Source organism: Pseudomonas sp. SbOxS1, assembly GCF_013416725.1.
Lineage (GTDB): Bacteria > Pseudomonadota > Gammaproteobacteria > Pseudomonadales > Pseudomonadaceae > Aquipseudomonas.
In genome coordinates this window covers 245,812-260,112 of sequence record NZ_JAAVXC010000007.1, presented here as the reverse complement: position 1 = coordinate 260,112, position 14,301 = coordinate 245,812, and the positions used below count along the sequence as shown (strand labels likewise).

Here is a 14,301-nt window from a genome sequence, read left to right as displayed (position 1 = left end):
CCCATTGCTTTCGGTATATTCCTTTTCTTTTTTTAGCCCGGTACGCCCATGTCGTCCCTGACACCCTTGAACCATCTGATTACACGCTTTCAAGAGCAGACGCCGATCCGCGCCAGTTCCTTGATCATCACCCTCTACGGTGATGCCATCGAACCCCATGGCGGGACTGTCTGGCTGGGCAGCCTGATCCAGTTGCTCGAACCGATCGGCATCAACGAGCGGTTGATCCGCACCTCGATTTTCCGCCTGACCAAGGAAGGCTGGCTGACTGCCGAGAAGGTCGGTCGTCGCAGCTACTACAGCCTGACCGGCACCGGTCGCCGGCGTTTCGACAAGGCGTTCAAGCGGGTGTACAGCACCAGCATGCCGGCCTGGGATGGTTCCTGGTGCCTGGTGATGCTCTCGCAACTGACCCAGGACAAGCGCAAACAAGTGCGCGAAGAGCTTGAATGGCAAGGTTTTGGTGCGATTTCGCCAGTGGTACTGGCCTGTCCGCGCAGCGACCGCACGGATGTCAACGCGACGCTGCTCGACCTCGGTGCCCAGGAAGAAACCATCGTCTTCGAAACCACCGCCCAAGATGTACTGGCCTCCAAGGCCCTGCGCCTGCAGGTGCGCGAGAGCTGGAACATCGAGGAGCTGGCGACCCACTACAGCGAGTTCATCCAACTGTTCCGCCCACTCTGGCAAGCGCTTCGCGAGCAGGAAAACCTGCAGCCGGCCGACTGCTTCCTGGCGCGGATCCTGCTTATTCACGAATACCGCAAATTGCTGCTGCGCGACCCGCAACTGCCGGACGAGTTGTTGCCCGGCGACTGGGAAGGGCGAGCCGCCCGACAGTTGTGCCGCAACATTTACCGTTTGATCTACGCCAAGGCCGAGGAATGGCTGAACAGTGCACTGGAAACCGCCGACGGACCGTTGCCGGATGTGGGCGAGAGTTTTTATCGACGCTTTGGCGGGTTGAAATAACCCGTCGACGGTAGGGAGAGTCGCTGTTCAGGAGAACCTGTTGATTGACGTAGACAATAAAAATAAGCCTGCGTGAGGCCTGACATGATTTCTACAACCGCACAGCGCCAGGATGGGTTCGATCAGTGGATCCACCAGATCAACCAGATCTGTGGCGCCTTCAACGCCCAACCCCTGGGCACCGACTTTGCCGGGCAGATTCGCGAATACCGCAGCGATGCCCTCAAACTCAGTTTCGTCGATGCCTGTCAGGCGCGGCTGTATCGCACGCCGCAGGAAGTCGCGGCGGGCGAGGGCGGCAAGTATTTTGCCGTGTTCCAGCTCGATGGCACCGCGGGCATGGCCCAGGGCGACGACAGGGTCCTGTTGTCCGCCGGGGACATCACCTTGATCGATGCTGCGCGGCCCAGCGACTTCACCTACAGTGAAAACTCCCGACAATTGTCGCTGATCCTGCCGTATCAACTGGTCGAGCAGACCCTGCGCTTCAACCAGGTCAAGTGCGGCCACCGGATTGCCGCGACATCGCCCATCGCCATGCTCTCGCACCGCTTGATCCTCGATGCTACGCGCCAGCAGAACCTCAGCCTTCAGGAAAGCGAAGCGACCCTGGAGGCGATTGTCAGCCTGCTGCGCCCGGCCATCAGCCAGGGCGACGATTGCACGGATCTGCACGAGCGCACCTTCCGCAAGACCCTGAGCGTGATCGACCAGCACATCCGCAGCGAAGAGCTGTGCCCGGAATGGCTGGCGCGGGAAGTCGGCATGTCGACCCGTGGCCTGTACCGGATGTTCGCCAAGAAAGGCCTGGTGGTGGCGCGCTACATCAAGAACCGCCGGCTGGACCTGTGCGCCGAATCCCTGCGCCAATCGGGCAAGGAACAGAAGTTGTCGGTGCTGGGGTATTCGTGGGGTTTTTCCGATTCGAGCTACTTTTCCACGGCGTTCAAATCGCGCTTCGGCATTGCGCCGGGGGAATATCGCAAGCGGCATGCCTGATCGTCTGCATGAACACCGCTTAATCCTGTAGGAGCCCGGCTTGCCGGCGAAGGCGTCCGTCTGTACGCCTTCGCCGGCAAGCCGGGCTCCTACAGTTTTGCGTTCCAACTCATTACTTCGGTGAGTTGAGGTTCAACGTCGGCGTTTCATCGAAGAAGTTCCACGGCTTCAACAGCACATGTACCCACTCGGTCGGCATGATCGGCCATTCTTCGGCCCGGGCGATGTGGGTGGTGCCGGTGGTTAGCCAGACCACGTCGTCGGTGTTCTCGATGGAATGGTTGTCCTGGGTGAATTGTCCCAGCCCCGAGTCTTTGTCCGAGCGGTTCGGGTACTTGCCTTCCGGGTACTTCTCTTCCGGGTTGTACTGCGTCACCCACAGCTGTTTGTCCATGAAGCTCAGGCGGTGGTACAGCCATTCGTCCGTGCCGAAGTTGGCGCCCTTGGCCACCGGGTGCGTGCCACCGGCATAGGGAATCAACTGGTAGGACACCGGGTTGCCGACCTTGTTTTCCTTGCTGGGGTTGCTCAGCAGGCGCACGGTCGCCGGGTCGAACTTCTGCGCGGCCTGTTGTTCGGTGCTGACCACGCGGGTTTCGGTCTGCATGGTGCTGGTGCGCGGCCCGCCACGGTCGTTGGGCAGCACCACCGGGTTCACTTCCACCAGCGAGTTGCTTTCGCCGTCCACGTCCATGTCCAGGCGGAAGTTATAGATGTGCTGGTGCGTGGTGCCGACGATGTTGTGGTCGAGCAGGGTGCCGTAGCGCGTGTCTTCCTTGGCGGTTTCTTCGTGCATGGTTTTCGATTTCACGCCCTTGACCGCTTCGATGCCGGTGGCGCCGGCGTCGATGCCGATGGTGCCGTTCTGCTGGAAGACCCAGTCGAAGATGTAGTCGTAGTTGCCGACGGTACTGATCCAGCGCACCACCAGTTCACGCCGCTCGGTGCTGAGGTTGGGCTGGCCCATTTCCTGGTGTTTGTATTCCGGGCCGGCATAGCGCTCGAACACCGCCATGGCGCGCGGAATCGAGGTCGGTGCGCCGGTGTAGTCGGCGATGGTGGCGTCCAGCAGCACGGCGTTTTCCGGGGCGTCTTTGCCACGGGCGATCGGTGAGGTCAGGGTACCCATGCCGTAGTCGCCGGAATCCAGGTAGGCCTTGAAGTACCAGCCCACATCCGGGTCGCCGTAAGGCACGATCATCCCGCCCAGGGAGCCTTCGTACATGATCTTGCGCTTTTTGCCCTTGTCGTCGTAGGTGACGGTGGACAGGATCGGGCCGACCCGCGAATCGAGGCGAACGTGGAAGTCCCAGTTCTGCCAGTGAATGCTGTTGCCGGTAATGGTGTAGTTCTTGCCTTCGGGCTCGATGATTTCCAGCGGCTTGACCGCCACGCCCTTGCGCCCGCGGCCGTCGTAGGGCGTCGGCTTCATCGGTACCGGAACAAGCGCTTCGTCTTCGATCTTGATAAGTTTTTTCTGCTCCAGATCGACAATCGCCACCAGGCCCTCGATCGGGTGCGCCCAATAGTTGCCGTCATCGACATTCAGGTAGCTGACGATCTTCAGCAGGCGCTTGTCCTGGGCCAGGCCGTCCTTGCCGTCGAAGTAACCGACGGTCAGCGGCGTGGCGACGACCTTCTTCACATCGTTGATACCGCGCTTGGCCAAGGCCTGGGCGTATTCGGGGCTGGTCTCGACGGCGGTTTGCACCGTGGCGAAATCATCCAGCAGCACCATGCCGTGGGCGCCTTCGATCGGCTTCCAGGATTGCAGCGCCTTGCTATCGAGATCCACCAGCGCTTCGATCACATGCTTGCCGTCCAGCACCACGATATTGGCCTGGCGCGGCTGGGTCACATTTTGCCCGGTGTAGACGAAGTTCCACACCTGATCCTTCGGTGGTTCCTTGACCGATACTTCGGTGAAGCGGAAATCGGGCTTGTAGTGCTCGGATTTCTTGATGATGTCCACTGCGGCGGTGATTTCGTCCGCTGTCAGGGGGTTGAGCGGGTTAGGGCGGGTCTCGACGACGAAGGTGGTGTCCAGGCCGGACTGGAAGACCTGGTTGATGAAGTCCTTGGACATGAACGCCGTCTTGCCCTTGAACACCACCGGTACCGTCAGCTCCATGCGCTTGCCGTTGAGCATGGCCACTTTGCTGTCCGGCTTGACCTTGAGATAGACCCCGTCCTTGGCAATGGTGAACAGGTTCGAGTAGTCGTCCCATTTGACGCTGGCACCAAACTCCTCGAGGCCCGCTTGCAAAGGCACCATTTCGGCATGGCCGCCGTGGGCCTGGGCATTGCCCATGCACAACGGCAGGCCAAGGGCGCTCAGGGAGATGGCCAGGGCGAGCCGGGCAAACGGTGATCTTTTGGGCGATGCTTTGGCGCTGGACATGTGTGCATTCCTGGGGAAAAGCCGGTGACTGGCATGCTTGCACTTTGCTACAGCCAGTCGACGCCTGCATTTGGATTCCTGCCAGATTGCTTTGACTGCCTGCCTGAATCACTTTTCCCCAATGGATCCGGACTGTAGGAGCCAGGCTTGCCGGCGAAGAACGATTACACGGTTTGACAGATATACCGCGGTGCCTGGTTCGCGGGCAAGCCTCGCTCCTACTGGCGCATCGCCACATACGACTTGCGCAGGTCGCTGGCCCAGCCGTCCAGCACGCCCTTGACGTTTGCCGTGGTGATCACCTCTTTGTCGTTTTCCAGCGGGACTCCCGTGCCCTTGCGCACTACTTTGGCGACCAGGGTCCTGGTCCCGCCATCGACAAAGGCCACTTCGGTGGCAATTTCACTGTCCTGGTCACGGATCCCGGTGGCGGTGCTGACGCCTGCCGCAACCAGGGTGATCGGCAGCCATTCGTAAAAGCGCAGGCCCTGGGTGCTGGCCGTCACTCGGGTGATTGCCGGCCGCACGATCAGGGTTTTGGGGCCCGGGGTGGTGACCACGGTCAAGACCTTGCCCAGCTCGTGCTTGAGCGCCGCATCGTAGTACCAGGTTGTATCGTCAAGCGTGGTCTGTGGCAGGCGCTTGCTGGGGGCGGGCTGCGGGTAGTACCGGCTCGGTTCGATATAGACCTGCGTGTAACGGTTGAGCTCAAGGGTCGGGTTCACCCAGCTCAGTACCGGCTCTCCTGAGGGTGACTGGTGCTCCGTCAAGGCGCTGTAGTCTTTCAGAAAGCCTGAATAGGTGTCCGATGATGCGACTTTTTTGTTGCTGCACGCCGAGAGGACGAGGGTTGCAACGGCCAATAGCGGTAGCGAGTAGCGCTTTCTCATCAAGGTGTTCCTGGTTGGAGGGTGGAGCCTGGAAGGTCTTCCGAGCATTCGATCCGCAGATCGCCATGGGCCATGATCCACTGGGTGAACTCGGCGATCGGCACGCGGTGGATGTATTCCACCCAGGTGCCGGTGGTCGGGCTGTATTGCTCGAAATAACGGCGCAGCACGACATGGGTCCGATCGTCGGTCAGTCCCAGGCACGATTGCTGGAATAAAATCGGCTCATCCTGCGCTGGCGCACTGGTGCGCTGGTTGAGGATCACCGAATGAGTGCTATCGGTTGTCTCGGTCGCGTAGGCGATGTTCGAACCCTGCATGGAAGACCTCATGAATTGGAATTCGCGCAGGGTGCCGCAGGTCGGTTGCGACCGTATGTCCGATTGATGTCAGGCGGGCAGGAATGTTGCTGGATTGAAATATATGACCCTGGCGCCGGAATGGTTTTAGATACGCTCTTTTTTTGGCCGTGGATCCCCTTAACGTGAGCAGACTGCTGATCGTCGACGACGATGTGGAAATCCTGTCCCTGCTGAAGCAGTTCTTTGTTCAGCATGCCTACGAGGTGGACCTGGCCACCCATGGTGAGGCCATGTGGGCGATGATCGAAAAAAACCGCCCGGACATCATCATCCTTGACCTGATGCTGCCCGGCGAAGGTGGCCTGAGCCTCTGCCAGAAACTGCGGGCGCAGACGGATATCGCGATCGTCATGTTGACCGCGATGGGTGAGCTGAGCGACCGCATTGTCGGCCTGGAACTGGGCGCCGACGATTACCTGACAAAGCCTTTCGACCCTCGGGAGCTGCTCGCCAGGCTGCGTGCCGTGCAGCGTCGCGCCGGCGAGAAAAGCCCGGGGCACGAGCCCACACGTCCGGTCATCAGCTTCGCCGATTGGCACCTGGACATCACCTGTCGCGAATTGCGTTCGCCCGAGGGTGTGATGATTCCGTTGTCCGCCGGCGAGTTCGATTTGCTGCGGGTGTTTCTCGAGCATCCACAGCGCATTCTCACCCGCGAACAGCTGATCGACCTGGCGCGTGGCCAGGGCCACGATGCCTATGATCGCAGCATCGATGTGCAGGTCAGTCGACTGCGACGCAAGATCGAGCCGGACAGCAAGCGCCCGGATCTGATTCGCACCGTGCGAAACGGCGGGTACATGTTCTGCGCCAAGGTGACCCGTTCGTGATCCGTCGCATGGTCGCTCGAATAGTCCCGCGCGATACCCTCAGGTCCCGGATTGCGCTGACCATCGTCGCGGCGATGCTCGCTTCGCTGATCCTCAATGGATTGTTCGTGCAGCTTGCTGGCACCTGGGGCCGTCCGCCCATTGAGCGCACCGGCCTGCTGGAGCAAATTGCTGCGAATGTGCGGGTGATCGAGGCGGCGCCTGTGCCGATGCGCCCGTCATTGGCCGCCGCCGCGAGCCATCCGATGCTCGAGGTGGTCTGGCACGGCCAGCGGTCCGACTTCCATTTGCCTGCGGGCGGTACGCAGGTGGGACCCGAACATTCGCCGCTGCACCGATTGCTGGGTGATGCTGCGCGCCACATTCAAGTCTTCAACCCCAGCGACTGGCCGGTTGAAAGCCCCTGGGCGCACTACGTGGCACTCGTTGAATTACGCGATGGCAGCTGGCTGTCGTTCACGCCCCCGGAACGCAGCTGGGGGCTCGATTCAAGCGTGCGGATCGCGATCATCATCGCCCTGGGGCTGGTGGCCACCCTGCTGGTCGCCTGGATTGCCACACGGCAACTGGCCAGCCCGCTGCAACGTTTTGCCAGCGCTGCACGGCGCTTTGGTGATGACTTGCGCGCGCCGCCGATCAAGATCGAAGGCCCCGATGAGATACGCCAGGCGATCATCGCCTTCAACACCATGCAGGCCCAGATCCGGCACTTTCTCAGTGAGCGCACACAGATGCTCGCGGCCATCTCCCACGACTTGCGCGCCCCCCTGACGCGGATGCGTCTGCGCAGCGAATTCATGGAAGACCTGGAGCAGCAGCGCAAAATGGTGCGCGACATCGAAGAAATGCAGACGATGATCAACGCGGCGCTGGGGTTTTTCCGTGATGAAAGCCACGGGGAGCACGCCACGGCATTCGACCTTTCGGAATTGCTGCAAACGATCGTCGACGATTTTCGCGACCAGGACATCGATGTCCACTTCACAGGTCCCGCCCACCTGGTGTACGACGGCCGCCCGCTCGGGATCAAGCGCGTGGTCGTCAACCTGCTGGAAAACGCCGTGAAGTATGGCCGCAAGCCAGGCATCGAGCTGAAGGGGGACGGGCAAAGGGTCTGTATCGAAGTCAGTGACGAGGGCCCCGGCATCCCCGAGTCCGCCCTCGAACAGGTGTTCGATCCTTTCTACCGCCTGGAGACCTCACGCAACCGTGACACCGGTGGGGTGGGGCTGGGACTGTCCGCCGCGCGGGCGATCGTTCGCGAACAGGGCGGCGAACTGACCCTGCGCAATCGCGGCGGCGCAGGGCTGGTGGCGCGTGTTGAACTGCCCGGTACTCGCGGCGCCAAAGGCTAACGAGCGTTAGCCTTTGGCTGTGGGCTTTCAAAAAACATGATTCTTCATGATCTTTATAATCAATAAGTTGTGCATCTTTTTTGACATGGCTGCTTCATGGGTTTTTCAGATTTATTGATAAAAGCCTTTGAAACTTTCGTAATAAATGAACCAGCTTCGGCTGGTTTTTTTATCAAGGGTCATCTGGCCTCGACCACTTTGCATCCGTACAGCGTTTCTCGGGTATTGCGCAGGGCCTTAACGCGCAGCGGCGTCGCGGGGGAGCGCCACAGTGGTCATTCGTTACGCCATGGTTTCGCGACTTGGGCGAAATGGCTACGTTAGTGACGATTTCGTACTGGTTTACGGAGTATGAATTACAGCTGTAGCCCTGCCTTTAGGGCGGCAGGAATTCGGACAGACTGGCGTTCGAGAATGCTGAATTCTTGAACGTGACAAGCCTTTTTCGGTGCCAGGGCCCGAAATCGCGGTATGCGGGAGGTGGAATGAGCGATTCAGCCGAGCGGTACCTGCAAGCGGCGCGACGCGACAGTACGCAGCGCCGCTATGCACAAGCGGTTGAACACTTTGAAGTGGAGTGGGGCGGCGTGTTGCCGGCCTCCAGTGAAAGCGTCGTGCGCTACCTGGCGGCTTATGGTGCCCGGTTATCACCTTGCGCACGCACCTGGCGGCTTTGGCGCAGTGGCACCAGCAGTACGGCTTCGATGACCCGACCAAGGCGTCACGGGTGCGTGATGTGCTGCGCGGCATTCAGGCGCTGCACCCGCAACCGATCAAGCAGGCCGAAGTGCTGCAGTTACAAAGGTTGGAAGCTTGTATGGAGGGTTTGGTGGAGCAACTGAGCTCGGATCAGGTGGCGGTGCAGCTGCGCGCGGCGCGGGATCAAGCGTTGATCCTGATGGGCTTTTGGCGCGCGCTGCGGGGTGACGAACTGTGCCGGCTGCGTGTCGAGCATATTCAGCTGCGGGAAGGACAAGCGTTGGACATCTTCCTCGCCAGCAGTAAGACCGACCGCGATCATCGCGGTCTTACACTGGTGTTGCCGGCGCTGAAGCGGCTCTGCCCAGTGGATGCCTACCAGCACTGGCTGGCGGTCAGTGGCATCAACCACGGGCCGGTATTTCGCGCCATCGATCGCTGGGGTCACTTAGCGGAGGAACCGGTCAACCCGAACAGTCTCTCGCGCATTTTGCGTCTGGCGTTTTTGCGCAGCGGTGTGACTGGCGAGGGTTATACGGCGCATTCACTGCGCCGCGGTTTTGCCACCTGGGCCAGTCGCAACCAGTGGAGCAGCAAGGCGTTGATGGAGTACGTCGGTTGGCGCGACGTGCAGTCGGCGCTGCGCTATGTTGAGGCTGATGCGCCCTTCGGCGATTGGGTACGTTGAGCGCACAGACGCCAAAGGGGATGACCTGGCGGGAAGGGTATGGGGGCATTGCCGCCACTGACTCCTGGACGATCTCGGCAGTAAGGCTTCACCGATTGTCGAGCGGCAGCCGCCCTATTCGGTGAGCAGAGTATGGTAGGCCTACCGTGTTAGTAATGGATCCGGATCGGTCGCTGACGAAATGTTTAACTCTCCCCATGTAAACCGTTGGCTTGATGGTGTGAGGGGGGGCAGGGAAGACGACTGTTCTATCGCGATTGAACCGAGACCGGAAAGGCCATTTTTGGGAGATTGCGAGCCGGTAGGCGACCGCGTGAGCTAAATGCGTGGTTTGGCGACCCGGGTGACAGAGTTTCGCGCTGGCTAGGCTGTTTACCTAATGCTTTGAGGAAGTGATAAATCCAACCAAGAGAGGAATCAAGCGGACAAAAGAGATTGTCGCCTGAGAGGTAAATGAGATGAACGAATCGAAATTTAATCCAGAGGACATGTCGATCCTCGACCTTGATACTTCCGGTACCAGCCTCTACGAAGCTTCGTGCTTCCTCGACAGCCCGGAAAGCATCAGCGCATATCTTGCTGAAAGTATGAAGGCTCAAGACCCGCAAATATTCATGAAAGCGCTCGCCGAGGTCGTCAAAGCCCGAGGCTTGAACAAGGTTGGCCAAGAAGCGGGGGTTAATCGAGAGAGTCTGTATAAACCTCTTAAAGGTGGTGCAAAAATTCGCTTTGAGACTGTCAAGAAGCTGTTAATGGCAGTCGGAGTAGAACTCACCGTGCAGCCTATTGCAGCAAACCAGTCGGCTCCAAATTTCACCAACCCCGCTGCGGGTGTTGCCAAAAAAACGGCGGCAGCAAAATTACGGTAGCTGCCAAACCAGCGGCCATGCTGACTACGATACCGCCACCGCGTGGTACGCCAGTAATAAAAGAGGAACAAAACCATGACCGCTGTTCTTGAAAATTCGCAGAGCGTGCGCGCTGCGCTTGAAAGTCTTCAAATGCTTCTGGAGCAGCTGCGCGGTCAATTCGTGAACGGCATCGAGGGGCCAGAGGATTACGCTCGGGCCACTGTACTGCTTGATGAGCTGACCGACGGACATGAACTCAACAAGTATGAAGAGCGGATCCTTATCGAGCTTGAAGACGCGATTCTGGCTTTCGAAAAGAAAGGCGAACAGCTCAAAGCTTTAACGCTGCGATCAAGGCCACCATCACACCGGTGCAACTGCTCAAGGACTTGATGGAGACACTGGAACTGACCGGCTCGGATCTGCCCGAAATTGGCGACAAATTCGTGGTATCCAAGGTGCTCAATGGCAATAGGTCGATCAGCCCTAGAATGGCATTCGCCCTGGCCGAGCGCTTCCATATGGACCCGAAAGCATTCGTTTCGGATACTTCTATGCTTCCAGGGAAGCATCGGCTACAGGCCACGTGACGCCCGGAAAATCGGACGCAAGCGTAAAGCCGAACTGGTTCCCAAGAGGCTCTGAAGGTCAACGTCTGGAGAGTTCGTATGTGTTGGCGATCTTCCCCGATGCGACCAGAAGGTGGCTGCATCGTCGAGGAAGGCCTCGGCCAAGCCGCGGCCGGCCAAAGGCTGATAAGACAGTCCTTCATTGACAACTTTTGGCCGATTGTTGCCTGTCGCCACCCGCAACAATGCGCAACTCTCAGCCGATCATGGTTACTAAGCGTGCTGGTCATCGTCGTCGACCATATGGGTTGTTCGCCCATAGAACAGGTAGCAGCCTATTCGTGCAAAAAAAAATAGGCGCGACCTCTCCAACTTAGCCACTCCCAAAATAAGTCTTGCCTGTAACGCTAAAAACACTATGACCGACTATCCGACGAGACGCCCGCTTTCCTGGAAGGTCTAGAATTTACGAGGGGGATCACGTCAACGCGTCCTTACAATCGAGAGGTTTACGATGAACATCGTATCTTCGATGGCGTTGGTGGTAGCGGTCGGATGGATCTCCGGATGTGCAACTACATCAGACAGTCAGATTACCTCCGTTCCCCTAACCGCCACTCTATATAACCCCGGGCATATGGCACAGGCCACCCTTGCGCCGATGGGCAATCAGACAGACATCAGGTTATTCATTGGTGGGGTACCGCTTGGCAGCGGTTCTCCAGCGCGTTTGTACACATACGTTTACACGGGAAGCTGTTCAAGCCTTGGGCCTAAGCCTGCTTATGATTTGAATCAGAGTGTGAGCTCGCAGTTTTATTCGCCGGAATCGAGCGCACTCGACAGCCGCGGTATCCATCTGCGCAAAAGCGTTCCCGTCGCCTATGAAACGCTACGTTCCGGTGGTTATGCATTGGTTGTGCGAGGAAGCCCGGCCGACGGCGGTCACGATATTTTCTGCGGCAATCTGGGCTGAAAATATCTTCACAGAGGAGTCGCCAAACCGTCAGGCATAAAAAACGCCGCTCATCTCACGATGGGCGGCGTTTTTCAATGCGTTGCAGCGTTAGGCTTGAACGACCGGAATGTTGGCGTTCGCAGCAGCTTCACGGAACTCGGCGATCTGGTCGAAGGACAGGTAGCGGTAAACGTCGGCCGCCATGCTGTCGATCTTGCCAGCGTATTCCATGTACTCCTCGACGGTCGGCAGGCGCCCCAGGATGGAAGCCACGGACGCCAGCTCGGCCGAAGCCAGGTAGACGTTCGCGCCGTCACCCAGACGGTTCGGGAAGTTACGGGTCGATGTCGACACCACAGTCGAGTTCGGCGCTACACGTGCCTGGTTACCCATGCACAGCGAGCAGCCTGGCATTTCCATACGAGCGCCAACCTTATCGTAAATGCCGTAGTAGCCTTCACCGGTCAGTTGGTGAGCGTCCATTTTCGTTGGTGGCGACAGCCACAGACGGGTTGGCAGCTGACCCTTGACCTGATCCAGCAGTTTACCGGCGGCGCGAAAGTGGCCGATGTTGGTCATGCAAGAACCGATGAACACTTCGTCAATCTTCTCGCCAACAACGCTGGACAGCAGACAGGCGTCATCCGGGTCGTTCGGCGCGCAGAGCACAGGCTCCTTGATGTCGGCCAGGTCGATCTCGATGACTTCGGCGTATTCGGCGTCAGCATCGGCTTCCAGCAGCTCAGGGCTGGCCAGCCAAGCTTCCATCGCTTGAGCACGACGTTCCAGGGCCCTGGCATCGCCGTAGCCTTCGCCGATCATCCAGCGCAGCAGGGTGATGTTGGATCGCAGGTACTCAGCAATGGCTTTTTCCGGGAGCTTGATGGTGCAACCGGCAGCCGAACGTTCAGCCGAGGCGTCAGACAGTTCGAACGCTTGCTCGACGGTCAGGTTATCCAGGCCTTCGATCTCGAGGACGCGCCCCGAAAAAGCGTTGATCTTGCCTTTCTTCTCTACGGTCAGCAGGCCAGCCTTGATTGCGTAGTAAGGAATGGCATGGACCAGGTCTCGCAGGGTGATACCCGGTTGCATTTTGCCTTTGAAACGCACCAGGACCGATTCCGGCATGTCCAGCGGCATGACGCCGGTGGCTGCCGCGAAGGCGATTAACCCGGAGCCGGCCGGGAACGAAATACCGATCGGGAAACGGGTGTGCGAGTCACCACCGGTGCCGACGGTGTCTGGCAGCAGCATGCGATTCAGCCAGCTGTGGATGATGCCGTCACCCGGCTTGAGCGAGACCCCACCTCTGTTGCGCATAAAATCTGGCAGGGTGTGATGGGTCGTGACATCCACTGGTTTTGGATAAGCCGCGGTGTGGCAGAAGGACTGCATTACCAGATCGGTCGAGAAGCCCAGGCACGCCAGGTCTTTCAGTTCGTCACGGGTCATAGGACCGGTGGTGTCCTGAGAACCCACGGTGGTCATCTTCGGTTCGCAGTAGGTGCCCGGACGAACGCCGGTCACGCCGCAAGCCTTGCCGACCATTTTCTGCGCCAGGGTGAAACCCTTGGTGCTTTCAGCCGGTGCTTCAGGCTTCTTGAACAGGGTCGAAGGTGGCAGGCCCAGCTCGGTGCGAGCCTTCTCGGTCAGGCCACGGCCGATGATCAGCGGGATACGGCCGCCAGCACGAACTTCGTCCAACAGGACCGGGGTCTTCATTTCGAAGGTGGTCAGGACTTCGTCGGTGCCGTGCTTGCAGACTTTGCCAGCATGCGGGTACAGGTCGATCACGTCGCCCATGTGCATGTTGGAGACGTCGAATTCGATTGGCAGTGCGCCAGCATCTTCCATGGTGTTGTAGAAGATCGGGGCGATCTTGCTGCCGAAGCAGAAACCGCCAGCACGCTTGTTCGGCACGTAGGGAACGTCGTCGCCGAAGAACCACAGCACCGAGTTGGTGGCCGATTTACGCGAAGAACCGGTACCGACCACGTCGCCGACGTAGGCGATCGGGAAGCCGGCGTTGCGCATTTCTTCGATCTGCTTCATCGGGCCGGTGACGCCTTGTGCGTCCGGCACGATGCCGTCGCGGGCCATTTTCAGCATGGCCAGGGCGTGCAGCGGGATGTCCGGGCGGGACCAGGCATCAGGGGCAGGGGACAGGTCGTCGGTGTTGGTTTCGCCAGTCACCTTGAACACGCGCAGGCTGATCTTGTCGGCCAGCACCGGGCGCTTCACGAACCACTCGGCGTCAGCCCAGGATTGCAGCACGCCTTTGGCATGAACGTTGCCGTTCTTGGCTTTTTCCGCGACGTCGTGGAAGGCATCGAACATCAGCAGGGTGTGCTTGAGTTCTTCGGCGGCTACTGGCGCCAGTTCGGCGTCGTCCAGCAGGTTCACCAGGGTCACGATGTTGTAGCCGCCCTGCATGGTGCCGAGCAGTTCAACAGCGCGTTTCTTGTCGATCAGGGGGGAGGTGGCTTCGCCCTTGGCGATGGCGGACAGGAAGCCGGCCTTGACATAGGCTGCTTCGTCCACGCCTGGTGGAACGCGATGGGTGATCAGGTCAACGAGGAATGCTTCTTCGCCAGCCGGGGGATTTTTCAGCAGCTCGACCAGGCCTGCCGTTTGTTCGGCGTTAAGTGCCAAGGGCGGAAGCCCTTCATCGGCGCGTTTTTTCACGTGATGGTTGTAGGCTTCAAGCACTGCAGGATCTCCGGTTTT

The 14,301-nt window shown here is 59.3% G+C and carries 13 protein-coding genes; 9 read left to right on the top strand and 4 right to left on the bottom strand.

Annotated features, from left to right (window positions below):
- Positions 1-48 precede the first annotated feature (48 nt).
- Positions 49-972 (top strand): phenylacetic acid degradation operon negative regulatory protein PaaX, encoded by a 924-nt coding sequence (gene paaX, locus HFK74_RS11675; RefSeq protein WP_008056265.1) that lies wholly within the window; start codon positions 49-51, stop codon positions 970-972.
- Between the two features lie 84 nt (positions 973-1,056).
- A complete protein-coding gene (gene feaR / locus HFK74_RS11670) occupies positions 1,057-1,971 on the top strand; it encodes a transcriptional regulator FeaR (RefSeq protein ID WP_180203625.1) in 915 nt (304 codons plus the stop codon).
- 112 nt (positions 1,972-2,083) lie between these two features.
- Here the strand turns inward: feaR and tynA are convergent, their stop codons facing one another.
- The 3 genes from tynA to HFK74_RS11655 form a co-directional block, all read right to left on the bottom strand.
- Positions 2,084-4,372: a primary-amine oxidase gene (gene tynA, locus HFK74_RS11665; protein ID WP_180203624.1), complete on the bottom strand. Its 2,289-nt coding sequence runs from the start codon at positions 4,370-4,372 to the stop codon at positions 2,084-2,086.
- 218 nt (positions 4,373-4,590) lie between these two features.
- Complete coding sequence (locus HFK74_RS11660; protein WP_180203623.1) at positions 4,591-5,262, bottom strand: DUF3313 domain-containing protein; 672 nt, start codon at positions 5,260-5,262, stop codon at positions 4,591-4,593.
- Complete coding sequence (locus HFK74_RS11655; RefSeq protein ID WP_008056276.1) at positions 5,262-5,582, bottom strand: hypothetical protein; 321 nt, start codon at positions 5,580-5,582, stop codon at positions 5,262-5,264. The genes HFK74_RS11660 and HFK74_RS11655 overlap by 1 nt, the downstream gene beginning before the upstream one ends.
- A gap of 164 nt (positions 5,583-5,746) precedes the next feature.
- On the opposite strand from HFK74_RS11655, the gene HFK74_RS11650 reads away from it, so the two are divergent.
- The 7 genes from HFK74_RS11650 (at position 5,747) to HFK74_RS11625 (ending at position 11,592) form a co-directional block, all read left to right on the top strand.
- A complete protein-coding gene (locus tag HFK74_RS11650) occupies positions 5,747-6,454 on the top strand; it encodes a response regulator (RefSeq protein ID WP_368738161.1) in 708 nt (235 codons plus the stop codon).
- 8 nt (positions 6,455-6,462) lie between these two features.
- Positions 6,463-7,809, top strand: a complete 1,347-nt coding sequence (locus HFK74_RS11645; RefSeq protein WP_180203724.1) for an ATP-binding protein — start codon at positions 6,463-6,465, stop codon at positions 7,807-7,809.
- A gap of 652 nt (positions 7,810-8,461) precedes the next feature.
- On the top strand, positions 8,462-9,196 hold the full coding sequence (locus HFK74_RS11640) for a site-specific integrase (RefSeq protein WP_180203621.1): 735 nt from the start codon (positions 8,462-8,464) through the stop codon (positions 9,194-9,196).
- A gap of 458 nt (positions 9,197-9,654) precedes the next feature.
- Positions 9,655-10,065, top strand: coding sequence for an addiction module antidote protein (locus HFK74_RS11635; RefSeq protein ID WP_180203620.1), 411 nt, complete (start codon positions 9,655-9,657; stop codon positions 10,063-10,065).
- A gap of 75 nt (positions 10,066-10,140) precedes the next feature.
- Positions 10,141-10,440, top strand: coding sequence for a hypothetical protein (locus HFK74_RS33150; RefSeq protein WP_257230298.1), 300 nt, complete (start codon positions 10,141-10,143; stop codon positions 10,438-10,440).
- A complete protein-coding gene (locus tag HFK74_RS33145) occupies positions 10,440-10,637 on the top strand; it encodes a hypothetical protein (protein WP_257230297.1) in 198 nt (65 codons plus the stop codon). Before HFK74_RS33150 ends, HFK74_RS33145 begins: the two co-directional genes overlap by 1 nt.
- A gap of 493 nt (positions 10,638-11,130) precedes the next feature.
- Entirely contained in the window at positions 11,131-11,592 is a 462-nt protein-coding gene (locus tag HFK74_RS11625) for a hypothetical protein (protein ID WP_180203619.1), read from the top strand.
- Between the two features lie 90 nt (positions 11,593-11,682).
- Here HFK74_RS11625 and acnB read toward each other — a convergent pair whose 3' ends face one another.
- Positions 11,683-14,283, bottom strand: coding sequence for a bifunctional aconitate hydratase 2/2-methylisocitrate dehydratase (acnB, locus tag HFK74_RS11620; RefSeq protein ID WP_180203618.1), 2,601 nt, complete (start codon positions 14,281-14,283; stop codon positions 11,683-11,685).
- Between the last annotated feature and the right edge of the window lie 18 nt (positions 14,284-14,301).

Coding starts and splice junctions, on each gene's coding strand:
- paaX (WP_008056265.1), top strand. CDS start 49: ATGTCGTCCCTGACACCCTTGAACCATCTGATTACACGCTTTCAAGAG.
- feaR (WP_180203625.1), top strand. CDS start 1,057: ATGATTTCTACAACCGCACAGCGCCAGGATGGGTTCGATCAGTGGATC.
- tynA (WP_180203624.1), bottom strand. CDS start 4,372: ATGTCCAGCGCCAAAGCATCGCCCAAAAGATCACCGTTTGCCCGGCTC.
- HFK74_RS11660 (WP_180203623.1), bottom strand. CDS start 5,262: ATGAGAAAGCGCTACTCGCTACCGCTATTGGCCGTTGCAACCCTCGTC.
- HFK74_RS11655 (WP_008056276.1), bottom strand. CDS start 5,582: ATGCAGGGTTCGAACATCGCCTACGCGACCGAGACAACCGATAGCACT.
- HFK74_RS11645 (WP_180203724.1), top strand. CDS start 6,463: ATGGTCGCTCGAATAGTCCCGCGCGATACCCTCAGGTCCCGGATTGCG.
- HFK74_RS11635 (WP_180203620.1), top strand. CDS start 9,655: ATGAACGAATCGAAATTTAATCCAGAGGACATGTCGATCCTCGACCTT.
- HFK74_RS33150 (WP_257230298.1), top strand. CDS start 10,141: ATGACCGCTGTTCTTGAAAATTCGCAGAGCGTGCGCGCTGCGCTTGAA.
- HFK74_RS33145 (WP_257230297.1), top strand. CDS start 10,440: ATGGAGACACTGGAACTGACCGGCTCGGATCTGCCCGAAATTGGCGAC.
- HFK74_RS11625 (WP_180203619.1), top strand. CDS start 11,131: ATGAACATCGTATCTTCGATGGCGTTGGTGGTAGCGGTCGGATGGATC.